Raw genomic sequence first — 22,670 nt, forward strand, 5'->3', positions numbered from 1 at the left:
CATCTATGGTGGCGACAAGATTGTCGTCTTCGCCTCGAAATCGAAAATTGCGCTGAACAATCTCAAGGACGCCCTCGGCGTCGCCTCGAGTGCAGCCCGAATTGCGGTGATCCCGGGAATATAACCATGGCCCGTCAGAATTCAGGATCCAGACAAACCTAGGATTACGTCGCACTATGCTCGATCGTAACAGACAGCATCAAATTGCAGGCCCAGGACATGGCCAAGCCTTGTCTCCCGACCTGTATTATGACGGTGCGCAAAACTATAGCTCGTATGGCCGCGATTATTCGGAGCAGGACGAGGGCTTCAATCCGCTCAGGCTGCTGTTTTACGTTGTCCAGTATCGGTGGCTGATCGTCATGATGGCAGCAGCCGGGCTGGTTGCCGGCATCATTGTTACCATGATGCAGACGCCAAAATACCAGGCAACAACGCAGTTGGAAGTGTTGGTCCCTTCGGCCAAGGTCTTCCAGGACATTGAGGTGGTTTCTGAAAGCAGCGACCTGCGGGCCTTTCAGACTGCCCGTGAAAAGCTCAAAAGCCGTGCATTGGCGCAACGAGTGGTCTTCCAACTGGGCCTCAGCGAAAAGCCGGATTTTCTGTTTCCGACTCCGAACTTCTCGCTTAGCAATATTTTCTATCGTGCGTTCGGAATTTCAAAATCGCCTTCCATAGAAGAGAAAACCCCGGAGGAACGTGAGAAGATCGCGATCGGTCGCGTTATGAAAGACCTCACGGTCACTCTTGTCACCAACACAAGCCTGCTGTCGATTGCGTTTGCCGACCAGAACCCGAAATATGCAAGTGACATAGCCAATCAGGTCGCACAAAGCTTTATCGATCAACGCCTCGATCAGACCAGCGAGACTTCCGACCTGGCACGGCAGTTCATCCAGGAACAGGTTCTGCAGGTAAAGCAAAAGCTTCAGAAGTCCGAAGAGGATCTGGTCGCTTATGCAAAGGATGTTGGCATTACGATCACCGGCGACGACAAATCGCTGATTGGATCGAATATCGAGGCCCTGAACACCGCGCTCGCGACAGCAATCCAGGAACGTCTCGATGCCGGACGAATGGTGGACCAGATAGACAAAGGTCGCGGGGCGAGTCTTGGCCCGGTCTTGGAAAGCGAAGGCCTGCAGAAGATCACCGATAAACTGGCGGATTTGACTAGCCAGTATCAGCAGAAATTAGGCATATTGAAGCCCGGCTTTCCAGAAATGCAGCAGCTTCAGGCGCAGATCAAGGAGCTGCAACGGCTTTATAACAATGGCGTTTTGACTATAACCGATTCGTTGCGGCAGAAATACCAGGAGGCTCAGAACAAGGAGGCCGACCTCAAGTCAAAACTTGCCGAGATGGAGAAGCAGCAGGTTATCTTCAACGATAAAAACATCAAATACACGATCCTGAAGCGCGAGGTTGATTCGAATAGGTCGCAGTATGATAATCTTATTGCCAAGCTGAACGAGGTCGGCGTCAGCTCTGAACTCAAGACACAAAGCGCGGCAATCGTCGATTTCGCGACACAGCCTAATAATCCTTATTCTCCGCGCCTGAGCATCAATCTTGCGGTCGCCTTGGCTCTTTTCTTGGCTCTGAGCGCATCAATCATTTACATCATCGAGTTGTTGAACAACACCTTTACCAATCCTGAGCAGATCGAGAAGGAGTTGGGATTGGCGATGCTCGGCATCTTGCCGCTAGTCGATGATCGGGAACTCATAGCCAGTATTACCGACCAGAAATCAGGATTGTCCGAAGCCTACCGTTCGCTTCGAACCTCGTTGCAGTTCTCCGGCGCCGAAGGTGCGCCGCGATCATTGCTGGTCACGAGTTCGGAGCCGTCGGAAGGCAAGTCGACCACCTCGTTCAAGCTCGGGCAGGACTTTGCAGCGCTCGGTGCTAGAGTTCTCATCGTTGACGGCGATCTTCGAAAGCCGAATCTTCATAGGCTATTTGGTCTCGACAACACAATCGGACTGAGCAATCTCCTGACAAACACCGTCCGCAAGGAGGATCTGGCGAGCATTTTCAGGGCGACGAAATATCCTAACGTGACCGTCCTGACCTCCGGAACGATCCCGCCCAACCCTGCTGACCTGCTCTCTTCGCCGAAGATGGCACTGATCGTTACCAATCTCGGCAAGCGCTTTGATCTTGTCATAATTGATGCCCCGCCGGTCGTCGGCCTTTCAGATGCACCCATCCTCAGCCGGCTTGCGGAGGGCACATTGATGGTCATTTCGACCAATCAGGTCACACGCAAGTCGGCGAAGACGGCGTTAAAGCGTCTGCGAGCTGCCGGCGCGAACGTGGTGGGAGCCGCGATGTCGAAGTTTGCGGTGAACAAGTTCGATTACAATTACGCCTATAAATATATGAATTACCAGTATTACGACTACGGCACGAGCACCCCGAAAATTGAGGGCAAAGTCGATGACGGAGCAGACCAGCCCGCTTTCGCGAAATCTCCGGCGTTCAGGCGTTTGGTTCGTCGCATCCGCTCTAGTGTTAGCGGCTTCGTCGATCGGGCTAAGTCGGTTTCTTGAAACTGAAACGCCGGCCGTTTCCCTCGCGCTGGATCCGTTGAACGTCAATGCCTTGATAGGCGGAATAACCGCCGACCTGAACGATACAAGCAACACTCCCGATTTCGATGCATTGCTCGCCAAGGCCGAAGGCGCGCTTCGCTTTGACGTGGCAGATGCGCGTCTCTACAGCCTGATTGGCGAGATCAAATACCGACAGGGCAAAGAAGAAGAAGCCTATGACTTCTTCGATCAAGCTAGAAAGTTATCCAAGACCGAAATCCACGCGCTCCAGAGGTCCATTGGCCACTCGATCGAGACCGGCGATCTGTCGAAGGCTGTCGGCGAGATCGATATATTGCTGCGGCGATGGCCAGATCGATTTCCGGCTATCGCCGAGGGCCTGCCGACAATCCTGTCAAGCCCCGACGGATACCAGGCCGTTCTGGCAGCCCTCAAGGCGGAGGCACCTTGGAGAGCAAGTCTGTTCGTCGCGCTTGGCAAAACCCCCGAGGGGCTCGATTTCGCAAATCGGCTGCTGCTCGATTTGACGGGCTCAAGCGCGCCGCCAAACTCGAGCGAATTGTCCCGGGTGATCCACGAACATATTCGTCAGAAGAAATTTGAACAGGCGTATCGGTTGTTTCTTTTCAGCCTGTCTGATCAGGAACGGAAGTTGGGCGGATACATTTTCAACAGTACCTTTGAACCGGTACCCAGTGGTAAACCTTTCGATTGGCAAGTCGGCGAGCAGTCAGGTTTGGAAGTTACCTTTGTAACATCTCAGGATGCGGTCGCAGGTGAGGGTGGTGCGACGATTCGCTTCCTGAACACGCCCGTCAAGAACGCTTCTCTTCAGCAGTATATTGAACTCCCTCCAGGTTCGTACAAGATTTCTCTTAATGCCTCTGCAACGAACCTGAAACTTCCAAAGGAATTATTCTGGTCGATCAGGTGCTTGGGTCCATCTGGGGAAATAGCGCGGTTCAATATTCCCGAGGGTACATACAATCGTCAGGCGCTCAGTCAGGATTTTTCGGTTGGGCCAGCTGGGTGCCCCATGCAATTGTTACGGCTGGAGACGGCCGCCATTGCTGAGAGCTGGCGATTTCGCTATGTCGGTACGTTGGTAATGCACAAATTGAGCATCGAGAGACTTTCATCTTGAGCGACCGGCCATCGGAATGGGATAAATATCTCCTTGGATCGGTTCTGTTTATATCGCTGCTGATCGGCGGGGGGACTGCAAGCGGCCTCTATACGGATACGCTGATTGAGGTCGCGGCAATCATCACGGCGGCGGCTGTCTTTTCACAGACCTCTGGCCGAAGAATCCCGTATACAATTCTGTGGCTGCTTATCTTCGCTGTGGCGTTGGTGATTTTACAAATCGTTCCGTTGCCTGCGGCCATACTCAACGGGTTGCGGCCGGAGCTGTTGCTCGGAGATTCATGGCTGGCGGGACAGAGCGGATTTCGCTTCGTCAGCGTCGGAGTCGGACGGACGATCGAATGTCTGTTGTATCTGGTGGCGTCAGCCGCGTTTTTCTTGAGCGTATTGCGCTTGCGCACCGAGCAGGTTCAAGGGCTTCTGCCTTTCTTTTTTATGGGCGTTATCTGCAATGGGTTAGCGGGAGCGATTCAATATTCGCTCTCTGACGACATCGCCGTAGAGGGATTGTTGCCTTTCACGATCAATGCCGGGCTTTTTGCCAACGAGAATCATTTTGCGGCATTACTTTTTGTTTCTATCCCCTTTGTCGCTTATTATGGTCTGTTCCGAGGACATCTTTTGTCCGGATCGCTCGGGCTGGCCACGCTTTTGCTGCTCCTTTTGGCCGTCGGTTCGCGTGCCGGCGTCCTGATCGGATTAGCGATCACCGTACTATCCATAGTCTTTCTTTCAGCACGTTCGAGGGTGAGCGGACTCAGCATCCTTGCAGTTTTCATAGGACTTTCGGTCTACACGGTAGGCGCGTGGACTAGGATCGATGCCGAAGTGGTTGATCCGGCTTTTGGGCGAGGAGAATTTGCGCGCACCACTATTGAGGGAATCAAGGAGAATTTGGCTACTGGCGTTGGATTTGGGAATTTTCAGAAGGCCTATCAGATATATGAAAAGGAAGGGATGATTTTCAAGCAATATGTTAATCATGCTCACAACGATTACCTTGAAATAGCCTTCGAGGGTGGGGTTATTGCAATTCTATTGATGATGTTTTATTTCATATTACTTCTTGCGGCGCTTGTCAGAATTCGCCGAGATCCACTTCAAAAGGCAGCTTTCCTCTCGGTATCTTTCCTTCTCATCCATTCACTCGTCGATTATCCCTTGCGGACCGAAGCGCTTGCAATGACGTTTGCCTATATGAACGCCATTATTTTCCACAAAGGATTTGCGGATCGTTTGGCCCAGAAGAACGAATTGATCGAGATCCATCATAACGGTGACAAGTTGTTTGTTCCCATCGGAACTTCGTCGTAGCGCATCTTGGCGACGGCTCTGCTCTTCCATCAGGGTAGCGCCCTGACCCACCATATGTCTCGGAAACCAGGAAGATCATCAGGACTGCGTCCAGAAGAGGGTTGCGATTGTCCCAGCGCCGCACAGGCTGATCTCGGTCCCTCTGGAATACTTTCTTGGGCCGCCAAGCCCATCAGCCCGTTGAGCAGGAATTTCCGGTTTCTGGTTCTAGCGTGGAAAATTCATTCCCGAACCACTCCAGGGCAAGCCTGTCCCGCATTGTTATAAGCGATAGCGATCTGCTAGAACGCCTGCACGAAAATGAGATCGTCCAGAAGTGAAGCTTGAACCGGGCCGCTGAAAATTGCGCCTGATGCATCGATGCAAGGTCTGGATTGGCACGAGAGAACGCTTACAGTCCATGAATATCGCGCTTACGCACCTTCAGCGGCTTGAGGCTGAATCCATCCATATCTTTCGCGAGGTAGCGGCGGCCTTCGCCAAGCCGGTCATGCTCTATTCCGTCGGCAAGGATTCCTCGGTGCTGATGCATCTTGCGATGAAGGCGTTTTATCCGGCCAAGCCGCCCTTTCCCTTTCTCCACGTCGACACGACCTGGAAATTCCGTGAGATGATCGCCTTTCGCGATCAGATGGCGCAAAAGCTCGGTTTCGATCTCCTGGTCCACGTTAACGAGGATGGTGTGCGCGACAACATCAATCCCTTCGACCATGGCTCGAATACGCACACCCATGTGATGAAGACCGTTGCGCTGCGGCAGGCGCTCGACAAGTACGGCTTCGATGCCGCCTTTGGCGGTGCCCGTCGCGACGAGGAGAAATCGCGTGCCAAGGAGCGGATCTTCTCCTTCCGCAACGCCCAGCACGTCTGGGACCCAAAGAACCAGCGGCCGGAGATGTGGAAGATATTCAACACCCGCATCGCGACTGGTGAATCGATCCGGGTGTTTCCGTTGTCGAACTGGACCGAACTCGATATCTGGCAGTATATTCTCCAGGAAGACATCCCGATCGTGCCGCTCTATTTCGCCAAGGAGCGACCGGTCGTCGAACGCGACGGCATGCTCATTCTGAAGGATGACGACCGTATGGAATTGCGCCCGGGCGAAACAGTGGAGAACCGGCTGGTGCGGTTCCGCACGCTCGGCTGCTATCCGCTGACCGGCGCGATCGAATCCGACGCCGATACGCTGGAGGCCATTGTCGGCGAAATGCTGACGGCGCGCACCTCCGAACGACAGGGCCGCCTGATCGACCGTGATGAAGCCGGTTCGATGGAAAAGAAGAAGCGCGAGGGGTACTTCTAAGCATGCGCCACATCATGGCCAAGAGTCTCGCCTCCACCGACGGCATTCGTGACTATCTTGCGGTGCAGGAACGAAAGTCGCTGCTGCGCTTCCTGACCTGCGGTTCGGTGGACGACGGCAAGTCGACGCTGATCGGGCGCCTGCTTTCGGACACCAAGCAGATTTTCGAGGACCAGCTTGCCGCGCTTGAGCGTGATTCGCGCAAGCACGGGACGACGGGCGACGACGTCGATTTCGCGCTGCTGGTCGATGGCCTCGAGGCCGAACGCGAGCAGGGCATCACCATCGATGTCGCCTATCGCTTTTTCGCCACGCCGAAACGCAAATTCATCGTTGCCGACACGCCCGGCCACGAACAATACACGCGCAACATGGCAACGGGCGCGTCGACCGCTGATCTGGCGATCGTGCTGATCGACGCTCGCCAGGGTGTGCTGCGTCAGACAAGGCGCCACTCGATCATCGCTTCGCTGCTCGGCATCCGGCACATCGTGCTCGCCGTCAACAAGATCGATCTCGTCGGCTTCGACAAGGCCGTGTTCGAACGCATCATCGAAGACTACCGGCAATTTTCGCATCAGCTCGGCTTCGAGACGATCGTGCCCATCCCGATGTCTGCCCGTTATGGCGACAACGTCTCCAGCCGCTCGGACAAGACAGAATGGTATTCCGGCCCGACGCTGATCGAACATCTGGAAACCGTGTCGGTCGATAAAGCCGTTGTCGAACTGCCGTTCCGTTTTCCAGTGCAGTATGTGAACCGCCCCAATCTCGATTTTCGCGGTTTTGCCGGCACGATTGCGTCCGGTTCCGTCTCAACAGGCGACGAGGTCGTTGTCGCCAAATCCGGCAAGTCCGCTCATGTAAGGCGCATCGTCTCGCATGGCGGCGACGTGAGCCAAGCGGTCGCCGGCCAGGCCATCACTCTTGTTCTCGACGACGAGGTCGAGGTCTCGCGCGGCAATATGCTGGTGTCGCCGGCGGCGCGGCCGCAGGTCGCCGACCAGTTCGCCGCCAACATCGTCTGGTTCGATGAGCATGCGCTGCTGCCGGGCCGCTCCTACATCCTGCGGACCGAGACCGATCAGACCAGTGCCACCGTCACCGACCTGAAGTACCGCGTCAACGTCAACGACTTTGCCCATGAGGCGGCCAAGTCACTCGAAATGAACGAAGTCGGAATTTGCAACATCTCGACGCGGGCGCCGATCGCCTTCGATACTTTCGCCGAGAACCGCACGACCGGCGCCTTCATCCTGATCGACCGCATCACCAACGCCACGGTCGGGGCCGGCATGATCCTGCATTCGCTGCGCCGCGCCGAAAACATCCACTGGCAATCGCTCGATGTCGGCAAGCACGGCCGTGCCGATCTGAAGAACCAGCGGCCCGCCGTGTTCTGGTTCACCGGGCTCTCGGGCTCGGGCAAGTCGACCATCGCCAATCTTTTCGAGAAGAAGCTGTTCGCCACCGGCCGGCATACCTACATCCTGGATGGCGATAATGTCCGCCACGGCCTCAATCGCGATCTTGGCTTCACCGACGCCGACCGCGTCGAAAACATTCGCCGCGTTGCGGAAGTGGCGCGGCTGATGGCCGATGCCGGGCTGATCGTCATTGTTTCCTTCATTTCGCCATTCAGTGCTGAGCGGCGCATGGCCAGGGAGTTGATGGCCACCGGTGAATTCGTCGAGGTGTTTGTCGACACACCTTTTGAGGAATGCGCCAGACGCGATCCGAAGGGCCTCTATGCGCGGGCGTTGAATGGCGAAATCAAGAATTTCACCGGCGTCGATTCACCGTATGAAGCCCCGGAAAACCCCGAAATCCATCTCAAGACACTCGGCAAGTCTGCCGAGGAGATGGTAGAGGCCCTGGAACTCTGGCTGAACGAGCGTGACATTGCCGAAAACCAATATGATAGCGGCGGCGGCATCTGACGACGAAGCGATGCTCGGCGTTTTCGAGCGCATCGCCTTGGCGGCGGGGCGAGAGGTGATGCGCGTCTTCGATGCCGGCTGCTCGGTCGACCAGAAATCAGACAGCTCGCCGGTGACCGAGGCCGATCGCGAGAGCGAAAAGATCATTCTCGCTGGGCTGCGCGCGGCTTTCCCCGATATCCCTTGTGTGGCTGAGGAAGAGGCATCGACCGGCATCGTGCCGCCCGACCTCGACGACGCCTTCTTTCTGGTGGATCCGCTCGACGGCACCAAGGAATTCGTCAACCGCAGGACCGACTTCACCGTCAACATCGCGCTCGTTCGCCACGGCGTGCCGGATATCGGTGTGGTCTTTGCGCCATGCACGGGACGCTTCTTTTCCGGCCGGCCGGGCAGGGCGGAAGCAATCGAAGTCAATGGCGACTACCAGATCATCGGCCGTCGGCCGATTTCGGCCAGAACGGGTGTGGCGCCACTGACCGTCGTCGCCAGCCGGTCCCACAATACGCCGGAAACCGAAGCCTATATTCGCACCGTGGGTGCTGCCGAGATCGTGTCGGTCGGCTCGTCGCTGAAATTCTGTCTTGTCGCCGGCGCCGAGGCCGACGTCTATCCGCGCTTCGGCCGCACCATGGAATGGGACACCGCGGCCGGCGATGCGGTGCTGCGCGCGGCAGGCGGTATAACGCGCACACTCGATGGTCAGCCGCTGGCCTACGGCAAGCGCAACCAGAGCGATGACGAGGACTTCGCCAATCCGCATTTCATCGCTAGCGGCAAGCCTGCGGAGTCCAGACCCGTCTAACGACCGTCTACGCGGCGGCGATTTGCGCCGAATTCGAGCCGATATAGTTGCGGATCGTCTCGATGATCCGGTCCTGGTCGGCCTCGCCCAGATAGGGGTGCATGGGCAGGCAGAGGATGCGCCTCGGCAGCTCCTCCGAAACGGATAGACCCGTCGGCGTGCGCGGATAGTCGCGGTAGGCGATCTGGCTGTGCAAGGGCTTCACGTAATAGATGACCGACGGGATGCCCTTGTCCCCGAGATGCGCCTTCAGCCCGTCGCGCTTCGGCGTCTCGATGGCATATTGCGCCCAGGCCGAACGGCCACCTTCCAGGTTGCGCGCCGTCTTGACGATGTCGCCGAGGCCTTTGGCATACCGATTGGCGACCGCTTGCCTGGCAACCATCTCATCTTCGAGAATGGCCAGCTTCTCGATCAGGATCGCCGCCTGCAGCGTATCGAGCCGCGAATTGATTCCGACGCGGACATTGTCATATTGGGTTTCGCCCTTGCCGTGGAAGGCGAACGAGCGAAGTTGCTCCGCCAGCGCATCGTCATTGGTGAACATCGCGCCGCCGTCGCCGTAGCAGCCGAGCGGTTTTGCCGGGTAGAAGCTGGTCGAGCCGACCGCGCCGAACGAACCGCACATTTTGCCGTCGATCGAGCCGCCGATCGCCTGCGCGGCATCTTCGATCACCATCAGCCCTTCGCGGTTGGCGATCGCCATGATCGCCTCGTAGTCAGCAGCGAGCCCGAACAGGTCGACGGGAATGATCGCCCTTGGCTTCAGCCGGCCTTCCGCCTTGATCATGGCGATGGCCGCCTCGAGACTGGCGATGTCGATGTTGTAGGTCTGGGGATCGACATCGACGAAAACCGGCTCAGCCTTGGCCAGCGCCACCACTTCCGCCGTGGCGGCGAAGGTGAAGCTCGGCACGAACACCGCGTCACCTGGGCCGATGCCGGCCGCAAACAGCGGCAGCAACAGTGCGTCAGTGCCGTTGGCGCAGGCTACCACATGCTTGGTGCCGATATAGGCGGCAAGCTTGTTTTCGAATTCGGTGACTTGGGGGCCGAGAATATAGCGCCCCTCGTCGACGACGCGGTCGATCGCTACTTTCAGCCTGTCGCGGATTCGTTCGCGCTGCGCGCCTAGATCGATGAACTGCATGTCGGCCTCAAACGGTACTAGCCAGATAACGGGCCGCTGGTATCAGACTTGGCGCGGCCGAGAAAGCCGCATGGGCAAAACCGCGAATTGCTCAAGTGTCGCAGCCTGTTACCCGCGATTGCCGGTGTGTCTTTGTAAGACGCCGGAAATCCGGGCTTCGTCGGGCAGGTCCAACCCTTTGCATCGCGTCCTATCCGGTGAGGCGAAACATAAAGTGATCGATCGGCGCAATACCTTCCGAAGGATCTGATCCGGTCAGGCGATTTCATACCGCCAGGGCGGATTGGCACCGGCCCGCGACACGGTTACCGCCGCAGCCTTGGCGCCAAGCGCCAGCGCCTTGTGGATGGCGTTTTCCGCCAGATTGGCGATTGCCTCCTTCGACAGCAGGCCTTGCTCGTGCAGCGAGGCCAGGATGCCGGCGTTGAACGTGTCGCCGGCGCCGACAGTATCGACCACCTCGACCTTGTCAGGCACGACCGTGACCTTGTGATCCCTGGTGTAGCCGACGGCGCCTTCGCTGCCATGGGTCACGACGATCAGCGTCGGGCCGCGATCCAGCCAGTTGCGGACGACGTCCTCGTGCGAGCCGGCTTCGCCGAACCAGTTGAGGTCCTCGTCCGACAGCTTCACGATGTCGGCCATCCCCATCATCGAGCGGATGCGCCTGAGATGCTTGGCCTTGTCCGGTATGAAATTCGGCCGAATGTTGGGGTCGAGCATCATGGCGCGGTGGCTGTGCTCGCGCCGCATGAATTCCTCGTAGGCTGATCCGGCCGGCTCCGAGATCAGGCTGATGGCGCCGAACAGCATGGCTTCGATCTCGCTGCCGAGTTTCGGCAGATCGTCGATGGTCAGCATGCGTCCGGCTGTGTTTTCATCGTAGAACGTGTAGGTCGCCTGGCCGTTGTCCAGCCGCACGAAAGCAAGCGTGGTCGGCCGGGGCGATGTGTGCGCATAGGTGGAACTGACCTTGCTTGCCCCGAGCGCGTCCCTGAACTGGCCGCCGAATAGATCCGACGACAGGCCGGAAAAGAAACCGGCGGGTGCTCCCAGCCGGCCAAGCGCAATAGCGGTATTGAACACCGCGCCGCCGACATAGGGGGCAAAGGCCGGCTCGCCCTCCGTCGTGGTGCGTGGCAGCATGTCGATCAGCGCTTCGCCGCAACAGAGGATCATGGCTTCCTGGTCTCCGGCGGATAGATCACACCCTTGCGGATGATGATGTTGGCGTAGAGCCGCGGCTCGCTTGTCGCAACGATCGCGTGCGCGGACCTAACCCGTTGATAGAAGTCGGCGCCGGCAAGCGCAACCACCTTGCGGCCCGGAGCACGCTTGGCACAGATCGCCTCCATCTCGTGATGAACGGGATCGGCAAGCAGGGGATTACCTTTGACCGACGCGCGAAACAGCGCCTCCGGCACTGCGTCATCGACAGGCAACACGCTGAGGACGGCGTCGAGCATCGGAACAAGATGATGACCGTCGGCGCGGATGAGCCGGTGTGCCTGCTCTTTCGCCGGGTAGTTTCCGTCTACAAGGGCGATCTCGTCGCCATGACCCATGGCACGCAGCGTCGCCAGAAGCTCCGGACCGAGCAGCACCGGGATTCCGATCAGCACGCTCAGGCACTCCTGGAAATCATGGTCGAGCCGATAAGGAAGCGCTCGGAAAGCGGCAGGCTGGCGCCGCCCAGGGCACGTGCATGAATGCCGACAGTCCCCTCGCGAATGGCCGGAAGCTTCAGGCCTTCACCATCGATCTTGCCGATAGCTTCGACAACGGCATCGACGAGCCGGCGCCGCACGGCCTTCGGCATCCATCCGTCGACTACCGCTGCCTCGAAATCGATAACCGATGACGCCGCCACAATGGCATAGGCGAGCGCCTGCGAAGCGCAGGCGATCCAGTCGTCGAGCTCGACGCCGATCTCACCCCAATCCTCCGGTGACGTCCACAGGTGCGAGGCCTCGATACCGCGTGCGTTAAGCGCCTTTTCCAGAATGGCAATCGACGCCACGTCGATCAATTGGGCCGGCTTGCCGTCCGGTCCGGGCACCGGCATCGAACCCAGCGCGCCGGCATTGCCGGTCGGTCCGCCGAAAAGGTGACCGTTCAGCACGATGCCGCCGCCGGCGAAGGCACCAATATAGAAATAGACGAAGTCGCGCGCCGCGCCCGCCCGGCCGAACACCAGTTCGGCGCCGCAAGCCGAGGTGGCGTCATTCTGCAGGTAGACCGGGAATTCGCACTGCGCCTGAATGTCGGCGCGGATGTCGCGGTGGCGCCATTCGTCCATGATGTCGCGCGGCGCACCTGCCGTATCGGCCCAGTTCCACAATTCGAACGGCATGGCGATGCCAAGTCCGGCAATGCGCTTGTCCTGCGCCGGGGTGAGATCGCCGCGCATCGTCTTCATGCCGGAGGTGACGAATTCGACCGTCTCGCGCGGTGCCGGATAGCGGTAGGAATGCTGCAGCATCGAGCGCACGTTGCCGAGAAAATCGATCAGCACGAGTTCGGCGCTGCGACGGCCGATCTTCAAGCCGATGAAATAGGCACCATCGGGATTGAGCGCCATCGGAATGGAAGGTTGGCCGATCTTGCCGCGCAACGGCGCCTGACGGACAAGGAGGTTGTCCTCCTCGAGCTCACGCATGATGACCGAAACCGTCTGGGCGGAAAGTCCGGTCATGCGCGCAATGTCGGACTTGGCCAGGCTGCCGTGCTGACGCACCAGCGACAGCACCAGCCGCTCATTGTGGTCCCGCATGCCGCTCTGGTTGGTGCCGCGGTGAATGCGGCTTTCGGCTGCCTCGGGCGAACCGTGCCTTGTAGTGCCGGTCTCCACCCCTGTTCCTCCCGTCGTTTCCCTCAACGCTTTTGGGCCAGAATGGGTGAACGACGCAGCGCTGTCAATAATAAATAAGAGTGATTTAATTATTGACAGAGACCTCGGTCTGGTATTCTGTTGGGGCAGGCGTCCACACTGGGAGAAGTCGCTGGATGCTTTTTGCAGGTGCCGGTTGGCCGGCATCCGAAATGGTTCCACTGGGAGGAAAATCGTGACCAAGACAGCACTATTGAAGTCCACCGTGTTCGCCGCGGCCGGACTGGGTCTGATGGCGTTCACCTCGGCTGCGTCCGCCGCCGATGTCGGCGCCTGCCTGATCACCAAGACCGACACCAACCCGTTCTTCGTCAAGATGAAGGAAGGTGCGACCGCGAAAGCCAAAGAACTTGGCGTCGAACTTAAGGCTTACGCCGGCAAGATCGACGGCGACAGCGAGAGCCAGGTGGCGGCGATCGAAAGCTGTATCGCCGACGGCGCCAAGGGCATCCTGATCACCGCGTCGGACACCAAGGGCATTGTCCCGGCGGTGAAGAAGGCGCGTGACGCCGGTCTGCTCGTGATCGCGCTCGACACGCCGCTTGATCCGCTCGACGCTGCCGACGCGACCTTTGCGACGGATAATCTGGAGGCCGGCAAGCTGATCGGCGCCTGGGCCGCCGCGACGCTCGGCGACAAGGCGAAGGATGCCAAGATCGGCTTCCTCGACCTGACGCCCTCGCAGCCGACGGTCGACGTCTTGCGCGATCAAGGCTTCATGATGGGCTACGGCATCGACGTGAAAGACCCCAACAAGATCGGCGACGAGGACGATCCGCGTATCGTCGGCCACGATGTCACCAACGGCAACGAAGAAGGCGGCCGCAAGGCGATGGAGAACCTTCTCCAGAAGGACCCCGGCATCAACGTCATCCACACCATCAACGAGCCGGCAGCCGTCGGCGCCTACCAGGCGCTCAAGGCCGTGGGCCTCGAAGGCAATGTGCTGATCGTGTCGGTTGATGGCGGCTGCCCCGGCGTGAAGTCGGTCGCCGAGGGCGTGATTGGTGCGACCTCACAGCAATATCCGCTGCAGATGGCGGCACTCGGCATCGAAGCGATTGCCGCTTTCGCCAAGGACGGGACGAAGCCCAAGCCGACCGAAGGCAAGGATTTCTTCGACACCGGTGTCAACCTGGTGACCGACAAGCCCGCGGACGGCGTGAAGTCCATCGACACCAAGGAAGGCCTCGCCAAGTGCTGGGGCTGATGCCGGTCTGACAGGCAACAGGACCGATCGGCCGGGGACTTGATCCCCGGCCGCTTCGGGTGGACGATGCGCTATCGCAAGCGCGAATAATTCCGGCGGCAGATCGGAAACGATGGACGGGCGTCGGCGCGTGGCTGAAGCCGCATGGGAGGAAACATGGCTCAGGTTCAGGAATTCGAAAAGGCTCTCTCGAACAGCGAGACAAGCGTCGCTGCTTTTGACGAGCACGGCACGTCGATTGTCAAGCGCATCCAGCACTTCCTGCATTCCACTCCGGCTGCGGTTCCGCTGATCGTGCTGGTTCTGTCGATCGCTGTCTTCGGCGCCACGATCGGAGGACGGTTCTTTTCGTCCTACACGCTGACGCTGATCCTGCAGCAGATCGCCATCGTTGGTATTCTAGGAGCCGCGCAGACGCTGGTCATCCTTACAGCCGGCATCGACCTGTCAATCGGCGTGATCATGGTGATTTCGGCCGTGATCATGGGCAATTGCGCGGTCACCTATGGTCTGCCGACCTTGCTTGCCGTGGTGATCGGGCTTGGCGCCGGCGCGGCCTGCGGGCTGCTCAACGGGCTGCTGGTCGCGTACATGAAGCTGCCGCCCTTCATCGTCACGCTCGGCACCTGGAACATCGTCATGGCCACCAACTTCATCTATTCGGCCAATGAGACGATCCGCGATGCCGACGTCGATGTCCAGGCGCCGCTGCTGCATTTGTTTGGCCTGAACTTCAAGATCGGCACGGCGGTGCTGACGTTCGGTGTCATTGCCATGGTCGTGCTGGTGTTGATCCTCTGGTACGTGCTCAATCACACGGCATGGGGCCGCCATGTCTACGCCGTCGGCGACGACCCGGAGGCGGCCAAGCTGTCGGGCATCCAGACCAAGAAGGTGCTGATATCGGTCTACACGCTTGCCGGGCTGATCGCCGCTTTCGCCGCCTGGGTCTCCATCGGTCGCAACGGTTCGATCTCGCCGTCTGCCGCCGTCACCGACTATAATTTGCAGGCGATCACCGCCACGGTGATCGGCGGTATTTCCCTCTTCGGCGGACGCGGCTCGATTTTAGGCACTTTGTTCGGTGCGATGATCGTCGGCGTCGTCTCGATGGGCCTCAACATGCTGGGCGCCGATCCGCAATGGAAAGTGCTGCTCACCGGTGTGCTGATCATCGGCGCCGTGGCGATCGACCAGTGGATCAGAAAGGTTTCGGTGTAACCATGACCCAGGAGCCCATCCTCACCGCGCGTGGCCTCGTCAAGCGCTACGGCCGCGTTACCGCACTGAACAGCTGCGACTTCGATCTCTATCCGGGAGAAATCCTGGCGGTGATCGGCGACAACGGCGCCGGCAAGTCGACGCTGATCAAGGCGATCTCGGGCGCCGTGATTCCGGACGAGGGGATCATCGAGTTAGACGGCAAGCAGGTGCTCTTCAAGTCGCCCATCGAGGCCCGTGAAGCCGGCATCGAAACCGTCTACCAGAACCTGGCGCTGTCGCCGGCGCTGTCGATCGCCGACAATATGTTCCTCGGTCGCGAGATCCGCAAACCGGGTTTTCTGGGCGACTGGCTGCGCATGCTCGACCGCCCGGCAATGGAAAAGCGCGCCCGCGACAAGCTCACCGAACTTGGCCTGATGACCATCCAGAACATCAGCCAGGCCGTGGAAACGCTGTCGGGCGGCCAACGCCAGGGCGTGGCGGTGGCGCGCGCCGCCGCCTTCGGCTCGAAGATGGTCATCATGGATGAGCCGACGGCGGCGTTAGGAGTCAAGGAGAGCCGCCGCGTGCTCGAACTGATCCTCGACGTGAAGAAGCGCGGCCTGCCGATCGTGCTGATCTCGCACAACATGCCGCATGTCTTCGAGGTGGCCGACCGCATTCACATCCATCGGCTGGGCCGTCGCCTCTGTGTCATCGATCCCAAGCAATATACGATGTCCGACGCCGTCGCCTTCATGACCGGAGCGAAGCTTCCGCCGGAGGCGGCGCTGGCGGCCTGATGCATGTCGCACGAAACTGCACAGCGGTTTGGGGTAACGACATGGCATATAAGTAAGAACTTAAGGCGCGTCGCAGAGGCCACCCAAACGCGACGCACTTTAAGTTGCTAAACTGCCGCAGGGTAAGCTGCCCGCGGCAATCTAACTCGATTGAACGCATGACAATATGCGTTAGCATGGGCTGGGAGGAATGGTGAAGGCCGGTATGATCATGGCAACCGCACGAGAGGCAGCATGACGCGCTCGATGACATCCGAAGCTCCCATTCTCGAAAACTCCGATCCCAAGGCGCTTGCCGACGAAGTCTTGAAGGCCCTCAAATACAGGCTCGGCAAGGGCACCAATGTCGCGACGCAGTACGACTGGCTCACCGCCTCGATCAAGGTCGTGCGCGACCATATCGTCGATCATTGGATGCAGGCGACGCAAGAGGCCTACGCCCATCAGGAAAAGCGCGTTTATTACTTGTCACTGGAATTCCTCATCGGCCGCCTGATGCGCGACGCCTTCTCCAATCTTGGCCTGATGGATAATATGCGCGAAGCGCTGCGGTCTCTCGGCGTCGACCTCGACCTCATCGCGGCCCTCGAACCAGATGCAGCCCTTGGCAATGGCGGTCTTGGCCGGCTCGCCGCCTGCTTCATGGAAAGCATGGCAACCGTCGACATTCCCGCGCATGGTTATGGCATTCGCTACGCCAACGGCATGTTCCGGCAGGAAATCCATGGCGGCTGGCAGGTTGAGCTGCCTGAGACTTGGCTCGATCACGGAAACCCTTGGGAGTTCGAGCGGCGCGAACGTTCTTTCGAGGTCGGTTTCGGCGGCTCCGTCGAATCGATCACATCGAAGGACGGCAGGCTTGAGCGCCACGTCTGGAAGCCGATCGAACATGTTCTGGCGGTTGCCTACGATACGCCGGTGGTTGGCTGGAGGGCCAACCGCGTCAACACGCTGCGGCTCTGGTCCGGCATGCCGATCGATCCGATCCTGCTCGACAAGTTCAACGCTGGCGACCACATCGGTGCACTCGCCGAAAGCAACAAGGCCGATGCCTTGTCGCGCGTCCTTTACCCCGCCGATTCCCACAAGGCCGGTCAGGAGCTGCGGCTTAGGCAAGAGTATTTCTTTTCCACCGCATCGTTGCAGGACATTATCCAGCGTCATCTCAGCCAGTATGGCGACCTGCAGTCGCTGCCCGACAAGGCGGCGATCCATCTGAACGACACCCATCCGGCCATCGCGGTGGCCGAGCTGATGCGCCTGTTGATGGACGTCCACGGCATGGATTTCGATCAGGCCTGGAGTATCACCAAGCGCACTTTCGGCTACACCAACCACACGCTGCTTCCCGAAGCGCTCGAAAGCTGGCCGGTGCCGCTGTTCGAGCGGCTGTTGCCGCGCCATATGCAGATCGTCTACGCCATCAACGCCGAAGTGCTGCTGGAGGCGCGCGCCTCCGACCAGTTTTCTGACGAGCAGATCAGCCAGATCTCGCTGATACAGGAGAATGGCGAGCGCCGGGTGCGCATGGGCAATCTGGCCTTTGTCGGCTCGCACTCGATCAACGGCGTCTCTGCCCTTCACACCGAGCTGATGAAGGAAACGGTGTTTGCCGAGCTCCATAGGCTCTACCCCGACCGCATCAACAACAAGACCAACGGCATCACGCCGCGGCGCTGGCTGATCCAGTGCAATCCCGGTCTCACCGCGCTCACCCGCGAGGCGATCGGCGACCGCTTCCTCGACGATATAGACGCAATCAAGGAGCTCGATGGTTTTGCCGACGACGCCGCCTTCCGCGACAAGTTCGCGGCGGTCAAGCGGGCGAACAAGGCCAAGCTTGCCAATCTCGTCGCCGACCGCCTCGGCATCAAGGTCGATCCCTCGGCGCTGTTCGACATCCAGATCAAGCGCATCCACGAATACAAGCGCCAGCTCCTGAATATCCTCGAAACAGTCGCCCTCTACGACCAGATCCGCTCCCATCCGGAGCGCAACTGGATGCCACGCGTCAAGTTCTTTGGCGGCAAGGCAGCGCCCAGCTATCACAACGCCAAGCTGATCATCAAACTCGCCAACGACGTCGCCAAGGTCATCAACCGTGACCCGGCCGTTCGCGGCTTGCTCAAAGTGGTGTTCGTGCCGAACTACAATGTCAGCCTGGCCGAGATCATGATGCCGGCCGCCGATCTTTCAGAGCAGATATCGACCGCCGGCATGGAAGCCTCCGGCACCGGCAACATGAAGTTCGCGCTGAACGGTGCGCTGACCATCGGCACGCTTGACGGCGCCAATGTCGAGATCAAGGAATGCGTCGGCGACGACAACATCTTCATTTTCGGCCTGACCACCGAAGAGGTCGCCGAGCGGCGCAGCAACGGCTACGATCCGCGATCGGTGATCGGAGCCTCTTCCGAACTGGCGCAGGCTGTGGCTGCCGTTTCGTCGGGCGTCTTTTCGCCTGACGATCCGGAACGCTATCGCGACCTGATGAACGGCCTCTATCAGAGCGACTGGTTCATGGTCGCCGCCGATTTCGATGCCTACGCCGCCACCCAGCGCGAAGTTGACGCCGTCTGGCGCAACAGCCCGGATTGGTACGCCAAGGCAATCCGCAATGTTGCCCGCGTCGGCTGGTTCTCGTCCGACCGTACGATCCGCCAATACGCGAAAGAAATCTGGAACGTGCCGGTCTGATATGATTGCATGAGGCCACGAACAACGTGGTCCGGGTGCCGGGGAGGGTCACTGCCTGATGAGGAAGCCGCGCGCGACCGCTGCGACAAGCGGGCCGGATGGACTGGCTTCAGCCGGTGATGTCGCGGCAATTGTCGCCGGTACGCATAGTGATCCTTTCGCTGTCCTCGGTGTGCACGAGGTTGACAACGGCTTTGTCACCCGCTGCTTCGTCCCTCATGCCGAGTTCGTCACTGCCTATACGCTGACCGGCAAGAAAGCCGGCGAACTCTCCAGGCGCCACGAAGGCGGCTTCTTCGAGGGCATCCTGTCGCTCAGAAAGCGTCAGCCGCTGCGCTATCACGCGCGCAATGCCGGCGGTGACTGGTGGCTGACCGATCCCTATTCGTTCGGTCCGGTGCTCGGTCCGCTGGACGACTATTACATCGCCGAAGGTTCGCACCTCAGGCTGTTCGACAAGCTTGGTGCGCATCTCATCGATCACGAGGGTGCGTCCGGCGTGCATTTCGCCGTCTGGGCGCCCAATGCAAGGCGCGTTTCGGTGGTCGGCGACTTCAACGAATGGGACGGCCGCAGGCACACGATGCGCGTCCGTCGAGACACCGGCATCTGGGAGTTGTTCATTCCCGATATCGGCGCCGGCCGGCCGTACAAATACGAGATCATCGGGCCCGATGGCGTGAGGCTGCCGCTGAAGGCCGATCCGTTCGCTTTCAAGTCCGAACTGCGCCCGGCCACCGCTTCGGTGACGGCGCTTCCGCCGGCGCATCAATGGGGTGATGAGGCGCACCGCAATTTCTGGCGCAACGCCGATCCCAGGCGCGAGGCGGTGTCGATCTACGAGGTCCATGCCGGCTCCTGGCAGCTTCACGACGACGGCAGCTTCCTGTCATGGGACGAACTCGCCGGCCGGCTGATCCCCTACGTCGTAGACACGGGTTTCACCCACATCGAATTCATGCCGATCTCCGAACATCCCTATGATCCGTCCTGGGGTTACCAGGCGACCGGCCTCTACGCGCCGTCGGCCCGCTTCGGCGATCCGGACGGTTTTGCCCGGTTCGTCGACGGCGCGCACCGCGCCGGCCTCGGCGTCATCCTCGACTGGGTGCCGGCACATTTTCCGGTGGACGCGCATGGCCTGGCCAATTTCGACGGCACCGCGCTCTATGAGCATGCCGACCCGCGCAAGGGCTTCCATCCCGACTGGAACACCGCGATCTACAATTTCGGCCGGCGCGAGGTCGTCTCGTTCCTCGTCAACAATGCGCTGTTTTGGGCCGAGAAGTACCACGTCGATGGATTGCGGGTCGATGCCGTCGCCTCGATGCTCTACCTCGACTATTCGCGCAAGGCCGGCGAATGGATTCCCAACGAAAAGGGTGGGCGCGAGAACCTTGAAGCGGTCAGCTTCCTCCAGAGAATGAACAAGGAGGTCTACGGCCATCATCCTGGCGTGATGACGATTGCCGAGGAATCGACCTCATGGCCAAAGGTTTCGCAGCCGGTGCATGAGGGCGGGCTGGGTTTCGGCTTCAAGTGGAACATGGGATTCATGCACGACACGCTGGAGTATTTCTCCAAGGAGCCAATTTTTCGCAAGCATCATCACAGCGACATCACCTTCGGCCTGGTCTACGCCTTCAGCGAGAATTTCGTGCTGCCGCTCTCCCATGACGAGGTCGTGCACGGCAAGGGGACGCTGCTCGGCAAGATGGCCGGCGACGACTGGCAGAAATTCGCGACGCTGCGCGCATACTACGCCTTCATGTGGGGCTACCCCGGCAAAAAGCTGTTGTTCATGGGGCAGGAATTCGCCCAGCGCCGCGAGTGGAGCGAGGCGCGCGCGCTCGACTGGAACCTGCTCGATTTCCAGGCCCATCGCGGCGTCTGGCAGACGGTGCGCGATCTCAACTATCTCTACCGCTCACGCCCGGCCCTGCATGCTCGCGATTGCGAGCCGGAAGGCTTTTCCTGGCTGATCGTCGACGATAGCGCGAACTCCGTCTTTGCCTGGCTGCGCAGCGCGCCGGGCGGAAACCCGGTCGCCGTCATCTCCAATTTTACACCGGTGCCCCGTGACGATTATCGCGTGCCGTTGCCGACGGCTGGAAGATGGCGCGAGATCATCAACACGGACGCCACCGACTATGGCGGTTCCGGCAAGGGCAATGGCGGTGCCGTCGAGGCTCGGGCGGAAGGAGGAGGCATCTCGGCGAAGATCCTGTTGCCGCCGCTGTCGACGATCATGCTCGAATTTGCTCCGGACTAAGCGATGTCTCGCAGCGCGTAACTTGGGAGGATAAAAATGGCAGAGATCAAACGGACCCAGCCGCTGGCGCGCGATGCCATGGCCTATGTTCTGGCCGGCGGCCGTGGCAGCCGCCTCAAGGAATTGACCGACCGGCGCGCCAAGCCCGCAGTCTATTTCGGCGGCAAGACGCGCATCATCGATTTTGCGCTCTCCAATGCGCTCAATTCCGGTATTCGCCGCCTCGGCGTCGCCACTCAGTACAAGGCACACTCGCTGATCCGCCACCTGCAGCGCGGCTGGAACTTCCTGCGTCCCGAACGCAACGAGAGCTTCGATATCCTGCCGGCCAGCCAGCGCGTGTCGGAAACGCAGTGGTATGAGGGCACGGCCGACGCGGTCTACCAGAACATCGACATCATCGAGGCCTACGGGCCCGAATACATGGTCGTCCTGGCCGGCGACCATATCTATAAGATGGATTACGAGCTGATGCTTCGCCAGCATGTCGACGCCGGTGCCGATGTCACTGTCGGCTGCCTCGAAGTGCCCCGCATGGAGGCGACTGGCTTCGGTGTCATGCATGTCGATGCCAAGGACACCATCATCTCCTTCATCGAAAAACCGGCCGATCCGCCCGGCATCCCCGATAAACCGGACTTTGCCCTGGCCTCGATGGGCATCTACGTGTTCAAGACCAAGTTCCTGATGGAGCAATTGCGCCGCGACGCGGCAGAGCCGGGCTCCAGCCGCGACTTTGGCAAGGACATCATCCCCTATGTCGTCGAGCACGGGAAGGCGATCGCCCATCGCTTCGCCAAATCCTGCGTGCGCTCGACCGCAGAGAACGAAGCCTACTGGCGCGATGTTGGGACCGTCGACGCCTATTGGGAAGCCAATATCGACCTCACCGACATCACGCCGGAGCTCGATCTCTACGACCGCGACTGGCCGATCTGGACCTATGCGGAGCTGAAGCCGCCGGCAAAGTTCGTGCATGACGAGGATGGCCGCCGCGGCTCGGCTGTGTCGTCGCTCGTCTCAGGTGATTGCATCGTCTCTGGTGCTTCGCTGAAGCGAAGCCTGATCTTCACCGGCGCGCGCATCAACTCCTATTCGACGCTCGAGGAAGTCGTCATGCTGCCCGACTGCCAGGTCGGCCGGAACGCAAGATTGAAGCGCGTGGTGATCGACCATGGCGTGAGGATACCGGAGGGGCTGGTGGTCGGCGAGGATCCCGTTCTCGACGCCAAGCGCTTCCGCGTTTCCGAAAAGGGCATCTGCCTCGTCACGCAGGCGATGATCGACAAACTGGGATTGCAATGAATGCAGGTTCTGTCGGTCACGCCCGAAATATTCCCTCTGATCAAAACTGGCGGGCTTGCCGACGTGACCGG

The 22,670-nt window shown here is 59.6% G+C and carries 17 protein-coding genes; 13 read left to right on the plus strand and 4 right to left on the minus strand.

All coding sequences use genetic code 11. The features are described from left to right. Positions 1–176 precede the first annotated feature (176 nt). From EOA85_RS05630 to cysQ, 6 genes are all read left to right on the plus strand, one after another. The gene (locus EOA85_RS05630) at positions 177–2,555 is read left to right on the plus strand and encodes a polysaccharide biosynthesis tyrosine autokinase (RefSeq protein ID WP_127208669.1); all 2,379 of its coding nucleotides are present in this window, start codon (positions 177–179) and stop codon (positions 2,553–2,555) included. Between the two features lie 37 nt (positions 2,556–2,592). Beyond that, complete coding sequence (locus EOA85_RS05635; RefSeq protein ID WP_245485620.1) at positions 2,593–3,702, plus strand: hypothetical protein; 1,110 nt, start codon at positions 2,593–2,595, stop codon at positions 3,700–3,702. Further along, a complete protein-coding gene (locus tag EOA85_RS05640; RefSeq protein ID WP_127208671.1) occupies positions 3,699–5,018 on the plus strand; it encodes an O-antigen ligase family protein in 1,320 nt (439 codons plus the stop codon). The genes EOA85_RS05635 and EOA85_RS05640 overlap by 4 nt, the downstream gene beginning before the upstream one ends. 400 nt (positions 5,019–5,418) lie before the next feature. Beyond that, positions 5,419–6,324: a sulfate adenylyltransferase subunit CysD gene (gene cysD, locus EOA85_RS05645; RefSeq protein ID WP_095492359.1), complete on the plus strand. Its 906-nt coding sequence runs from the start codon at positions 5,419–5,421 to the stop codon at positions 6,322–6,324. A gap of 2 nt (positions 6,325–6,326) precedes the next feature. After that, positions 6,327–8,264 carry a sulfate adenylyltransferase subunit CysN gene (gene cysN, locus EOA85_RS05650; protein ID WP_127208672.1) on the plus strand — a complete coding sequence of 646 codons (1,938 nt, stop codon included), beginning with the start codon at positions 6,327–6,329 and terminating at the stop codon, positions 8,262–8,264. Positions 8,265–8,274: 10 nt separating this feature from the next. After that, positions 8,275–9,069, plus strand: a complete 795-nt coding sequence (gene cysQ, locus EOA85_RS05655; protein ID WP_164759499.1) for a 3'(2'),5'-bisphosphate nucleotidase CysQ — start codon at positions 8,275–8,277, stop codon at positions 9,067–9,069. Between the two features lie 7 nt (positions 9,070–9,076). Here the strand turns inward: cysQ and EOA85_RS05660 are convergent, their stop codons facing one another. From EOA85_RS05660 to EOA85_RS05675, 4 genes are all read right to left on the minus strand, one after another. Beyond that, the gene (locus tag EOA85_RS05660; protein ID WP_127208674.1) at positions 9,077–10,219 is read right to left on the minus strand and encodes a DegT/DnrJ/EryC1/StrS aminotransferase family protein; all 1,143 of its coding nucleotides are present in this window, start codon (positions 10,217–10,219) and stop codon (positions 9,077–9,079) included. Positions 10,220–10,474: 255 nt separating this feature from the next. Continuing rightward, positions 10,475–11,398 carry a carbohydrate kinase gene (locus EOA85_RS05665; RefSeq protein ID WP_127208675.1) on the minus strand — a complete coding sequence of 308 codons (924 nt, stop codon included), beginning with the start codon at positions 11,396–11,398 and terminating at the stop codon, positions 10,475–10,477. Beyond that, positions 11,395–11,841: an RbsD/FucU domain-containing protein gene (locus EOA85_RS05670; protein ID WP_029355783.1), complete on the minus strand. Its 447-nt coding sequence runs from the start codon at positions 11,839–11,841 to the stop codon at positions 11,395–11,397. The genes EOA85_RS05665 and EOA85_RS05670 overlap by 4 nt, the downstream gene beginning before the upstream one ends. 2 nt (positions 11,842–11,843) lie before the next feature. Continuing rightward, positions 11,844–13,070, minus strand: a complete 1,227-nt coding sequence (locus EOA85_RS05675; protein WP_127208676.1) for an ROK family transcriptional regulator — start codon at positions 13,068–13,070, stop codon at positions 11,844–11,846. Positions 13,071–13,341: 271 nt separating this feature from the next. Here EOA85_RS05675 and EOA85_RS05680 point away from each other — a divergent pair, with 271 nt between their 5' ends. From EOA85_RS05680 to EOA85_RS05710, 7 genes are all read left to right on the plus strand, one after another. After that, the gene (locus tag EOA85_RS05680) at positions 13,342–14,319 is read left to right on the plus strand and encodes a sugar ABC transporter substrate-binding protein (RefSeq protein WP_245485621.1); all 978 of its coding nucleotides are present in this window, start codon (positions 13,342–13,344) and stop codon (positions 14,317–14,319) included. A 156-nt stretch (positions 14,320–14,475) separates the two neighbouring features. Beyond that, positions 14,476–15,540: an ABC transporter permease gene (locus tag EOA85_RS05685; protein WP_065006284.1), complete on the plus strand. Its 1,065-nt coding sequence runs from the start codon at positions 14,476–14,478 to the stop codon at positions 15,538–15,540. Positions 15,541–15,542: 2 nt separating this feature from the next. Further along, positions 15,543–16,325, plus strand: coding sequence for an ATP-binding cassette domain-containing protein (locus EOA85_RS05690; protein ID WP_029355791.1), 783 nt, complete (start codon positions 15,543–15,545; stop codon positions 16,323–16,325). Between the two features lie 234 nt (positions 16,326–16,559). Continuing rightward, a complete protein-coding gene (locus tag EOA85_RS05695; protein ID WP_127208678.1) occupies positions 16,560–19,022 on the plus strand; it encodes a glycogen/starch/alpha-glucan phosphorylase in 2,463 nt (820 codons plus the stop codon). A gap of 58 nt (positions 19,023–19,080) precedes the next feature. Next, positions 19,081–21,294, plus strand: coding sequence for a 1,4-alpha-glucan branching protein GlgB (gene glgB / locus EOA85_RS05700; RefSeq protein WP_127208679.1), 2,214 nt, complete (start codon positions 19,081–19,083; stop codon positions 21,292–21,294). Positions 21,295–21,330: 36 nt separating this feature from the next. Further along, positions 21,331–22,599, plus strand: a complete 1,269-nt coding sequence (gene glgC / locus EOA85_RS05705) for a glucose-1-phosphate adenylyltransferase (RefSeq protein ID WP_127208680.1) — start codon at positions 21,331–21,333, stop codon at positions 22,597–22,599. Continuing rightward, the coding region (locus EOA85_RS05710; protein ID WP_164759500.1) for a glycogen/starch synthase at positions 22,600–22,670 on the plus strand (71 nt) is incomplete at its 3' end.

It is taken from the genome of Mesorhizobium sp. M5C.F.Ca.IN.020.29.1.1 (assembly GCF_003997375.1).
Lineage (GTDB): Bacteria > Pseudomonadota > Alphaproteobacteria > Rhizobiales > Rhizobiaceae > Mesorhizobium > Mesorhizobium wenxiniae.

Excerpts from the sequence above, each read along its gene's own strand:
- EOA85_RS05660 (WP_127208674.1), bottom strand. The coding sequence starts at position 10,219 with ATGCAGTTCATCGATCTAGGCGCGCAGCGCGAACGAATCCGCGACAGG.
- glgB (WP_127208679.1), top strand. The coding sequence starts at position 19,081 with ATGAGGAAGCCGCGCGCGACCGCTGCGACAAGCGGGCCGGATGGACTG.
- cysD (WP_095492359.1), top strand. The coding sequence starts at position 5,419 with ATGAATATCGCGCTTACGCACCTTCAGCGGCTTGAGGCTGAATCCATC.
- EOA85_RS05665 (WP_127208675.1), bottom strand. The coding sequence starts at position 11,398 with ATGATCCTCTGTTGCGGCGAAGCGCTGATCGACATGCTGCCACGCACC.
- EOA85_RS05680 (WP_245485621.1), top strand. The coding sequence starts at position 13,342 with ATGGCGTTCACCTCGGCTGCGTCCGCCGCCGATGTCGGCGCCTGCCTG.
- EOA85_RS05685 (WP_065006284.1), top strand. The coding sequence starts at position 14,476 with ATGGCTCAGGTTCAGGAATTCGAAAAGGCTCTCTCGAACAGCGAGACA.
- cysQ (WP_164759499.1), top strand. The coding sequence starts at position 8,275 with ATGCTCGGCGTTTTCGAGCGCATCGCCTTGGCGGCGGGGCGAGAGGTG.
- EOA85_RS05630 (WP_127208669.1), top strand. The coding sequence starts at position 177 with ATGCTCGATCGTAACAGACAGCATCAAATTGCAGGCCCAGGACATGGC.
- cysN (WP_127208672.1), top strand. The coding sequence starts at position 6,327 with ATGCGCCACATCATGGCCAAGAGTCTCGCCTCCACCGACGGCATTCGT.
- EOA85_RS05690 (WP_029355791.1), top strand. The coding sequence starts at position 15,543 with ATGACCCAGGAGCCCATCCTCACCGCGCGTGGCCTCGTCAAGCGCTAC.
- EOA85_RS05695 (WP_127208678.1), top strand. The coding sequence starts at position 16,560 with ATGACGCGCTCGATGACATCCGAAGCTCCCATTCTCGAAAACTCCGAT.
- glgC (WP_127208680.1), top strand. The coding sequence starts at position 21,331 with ATGGCAGAGATCAAACGGACCCAGCCGCTGGCGCGCGATGCCATGGCC.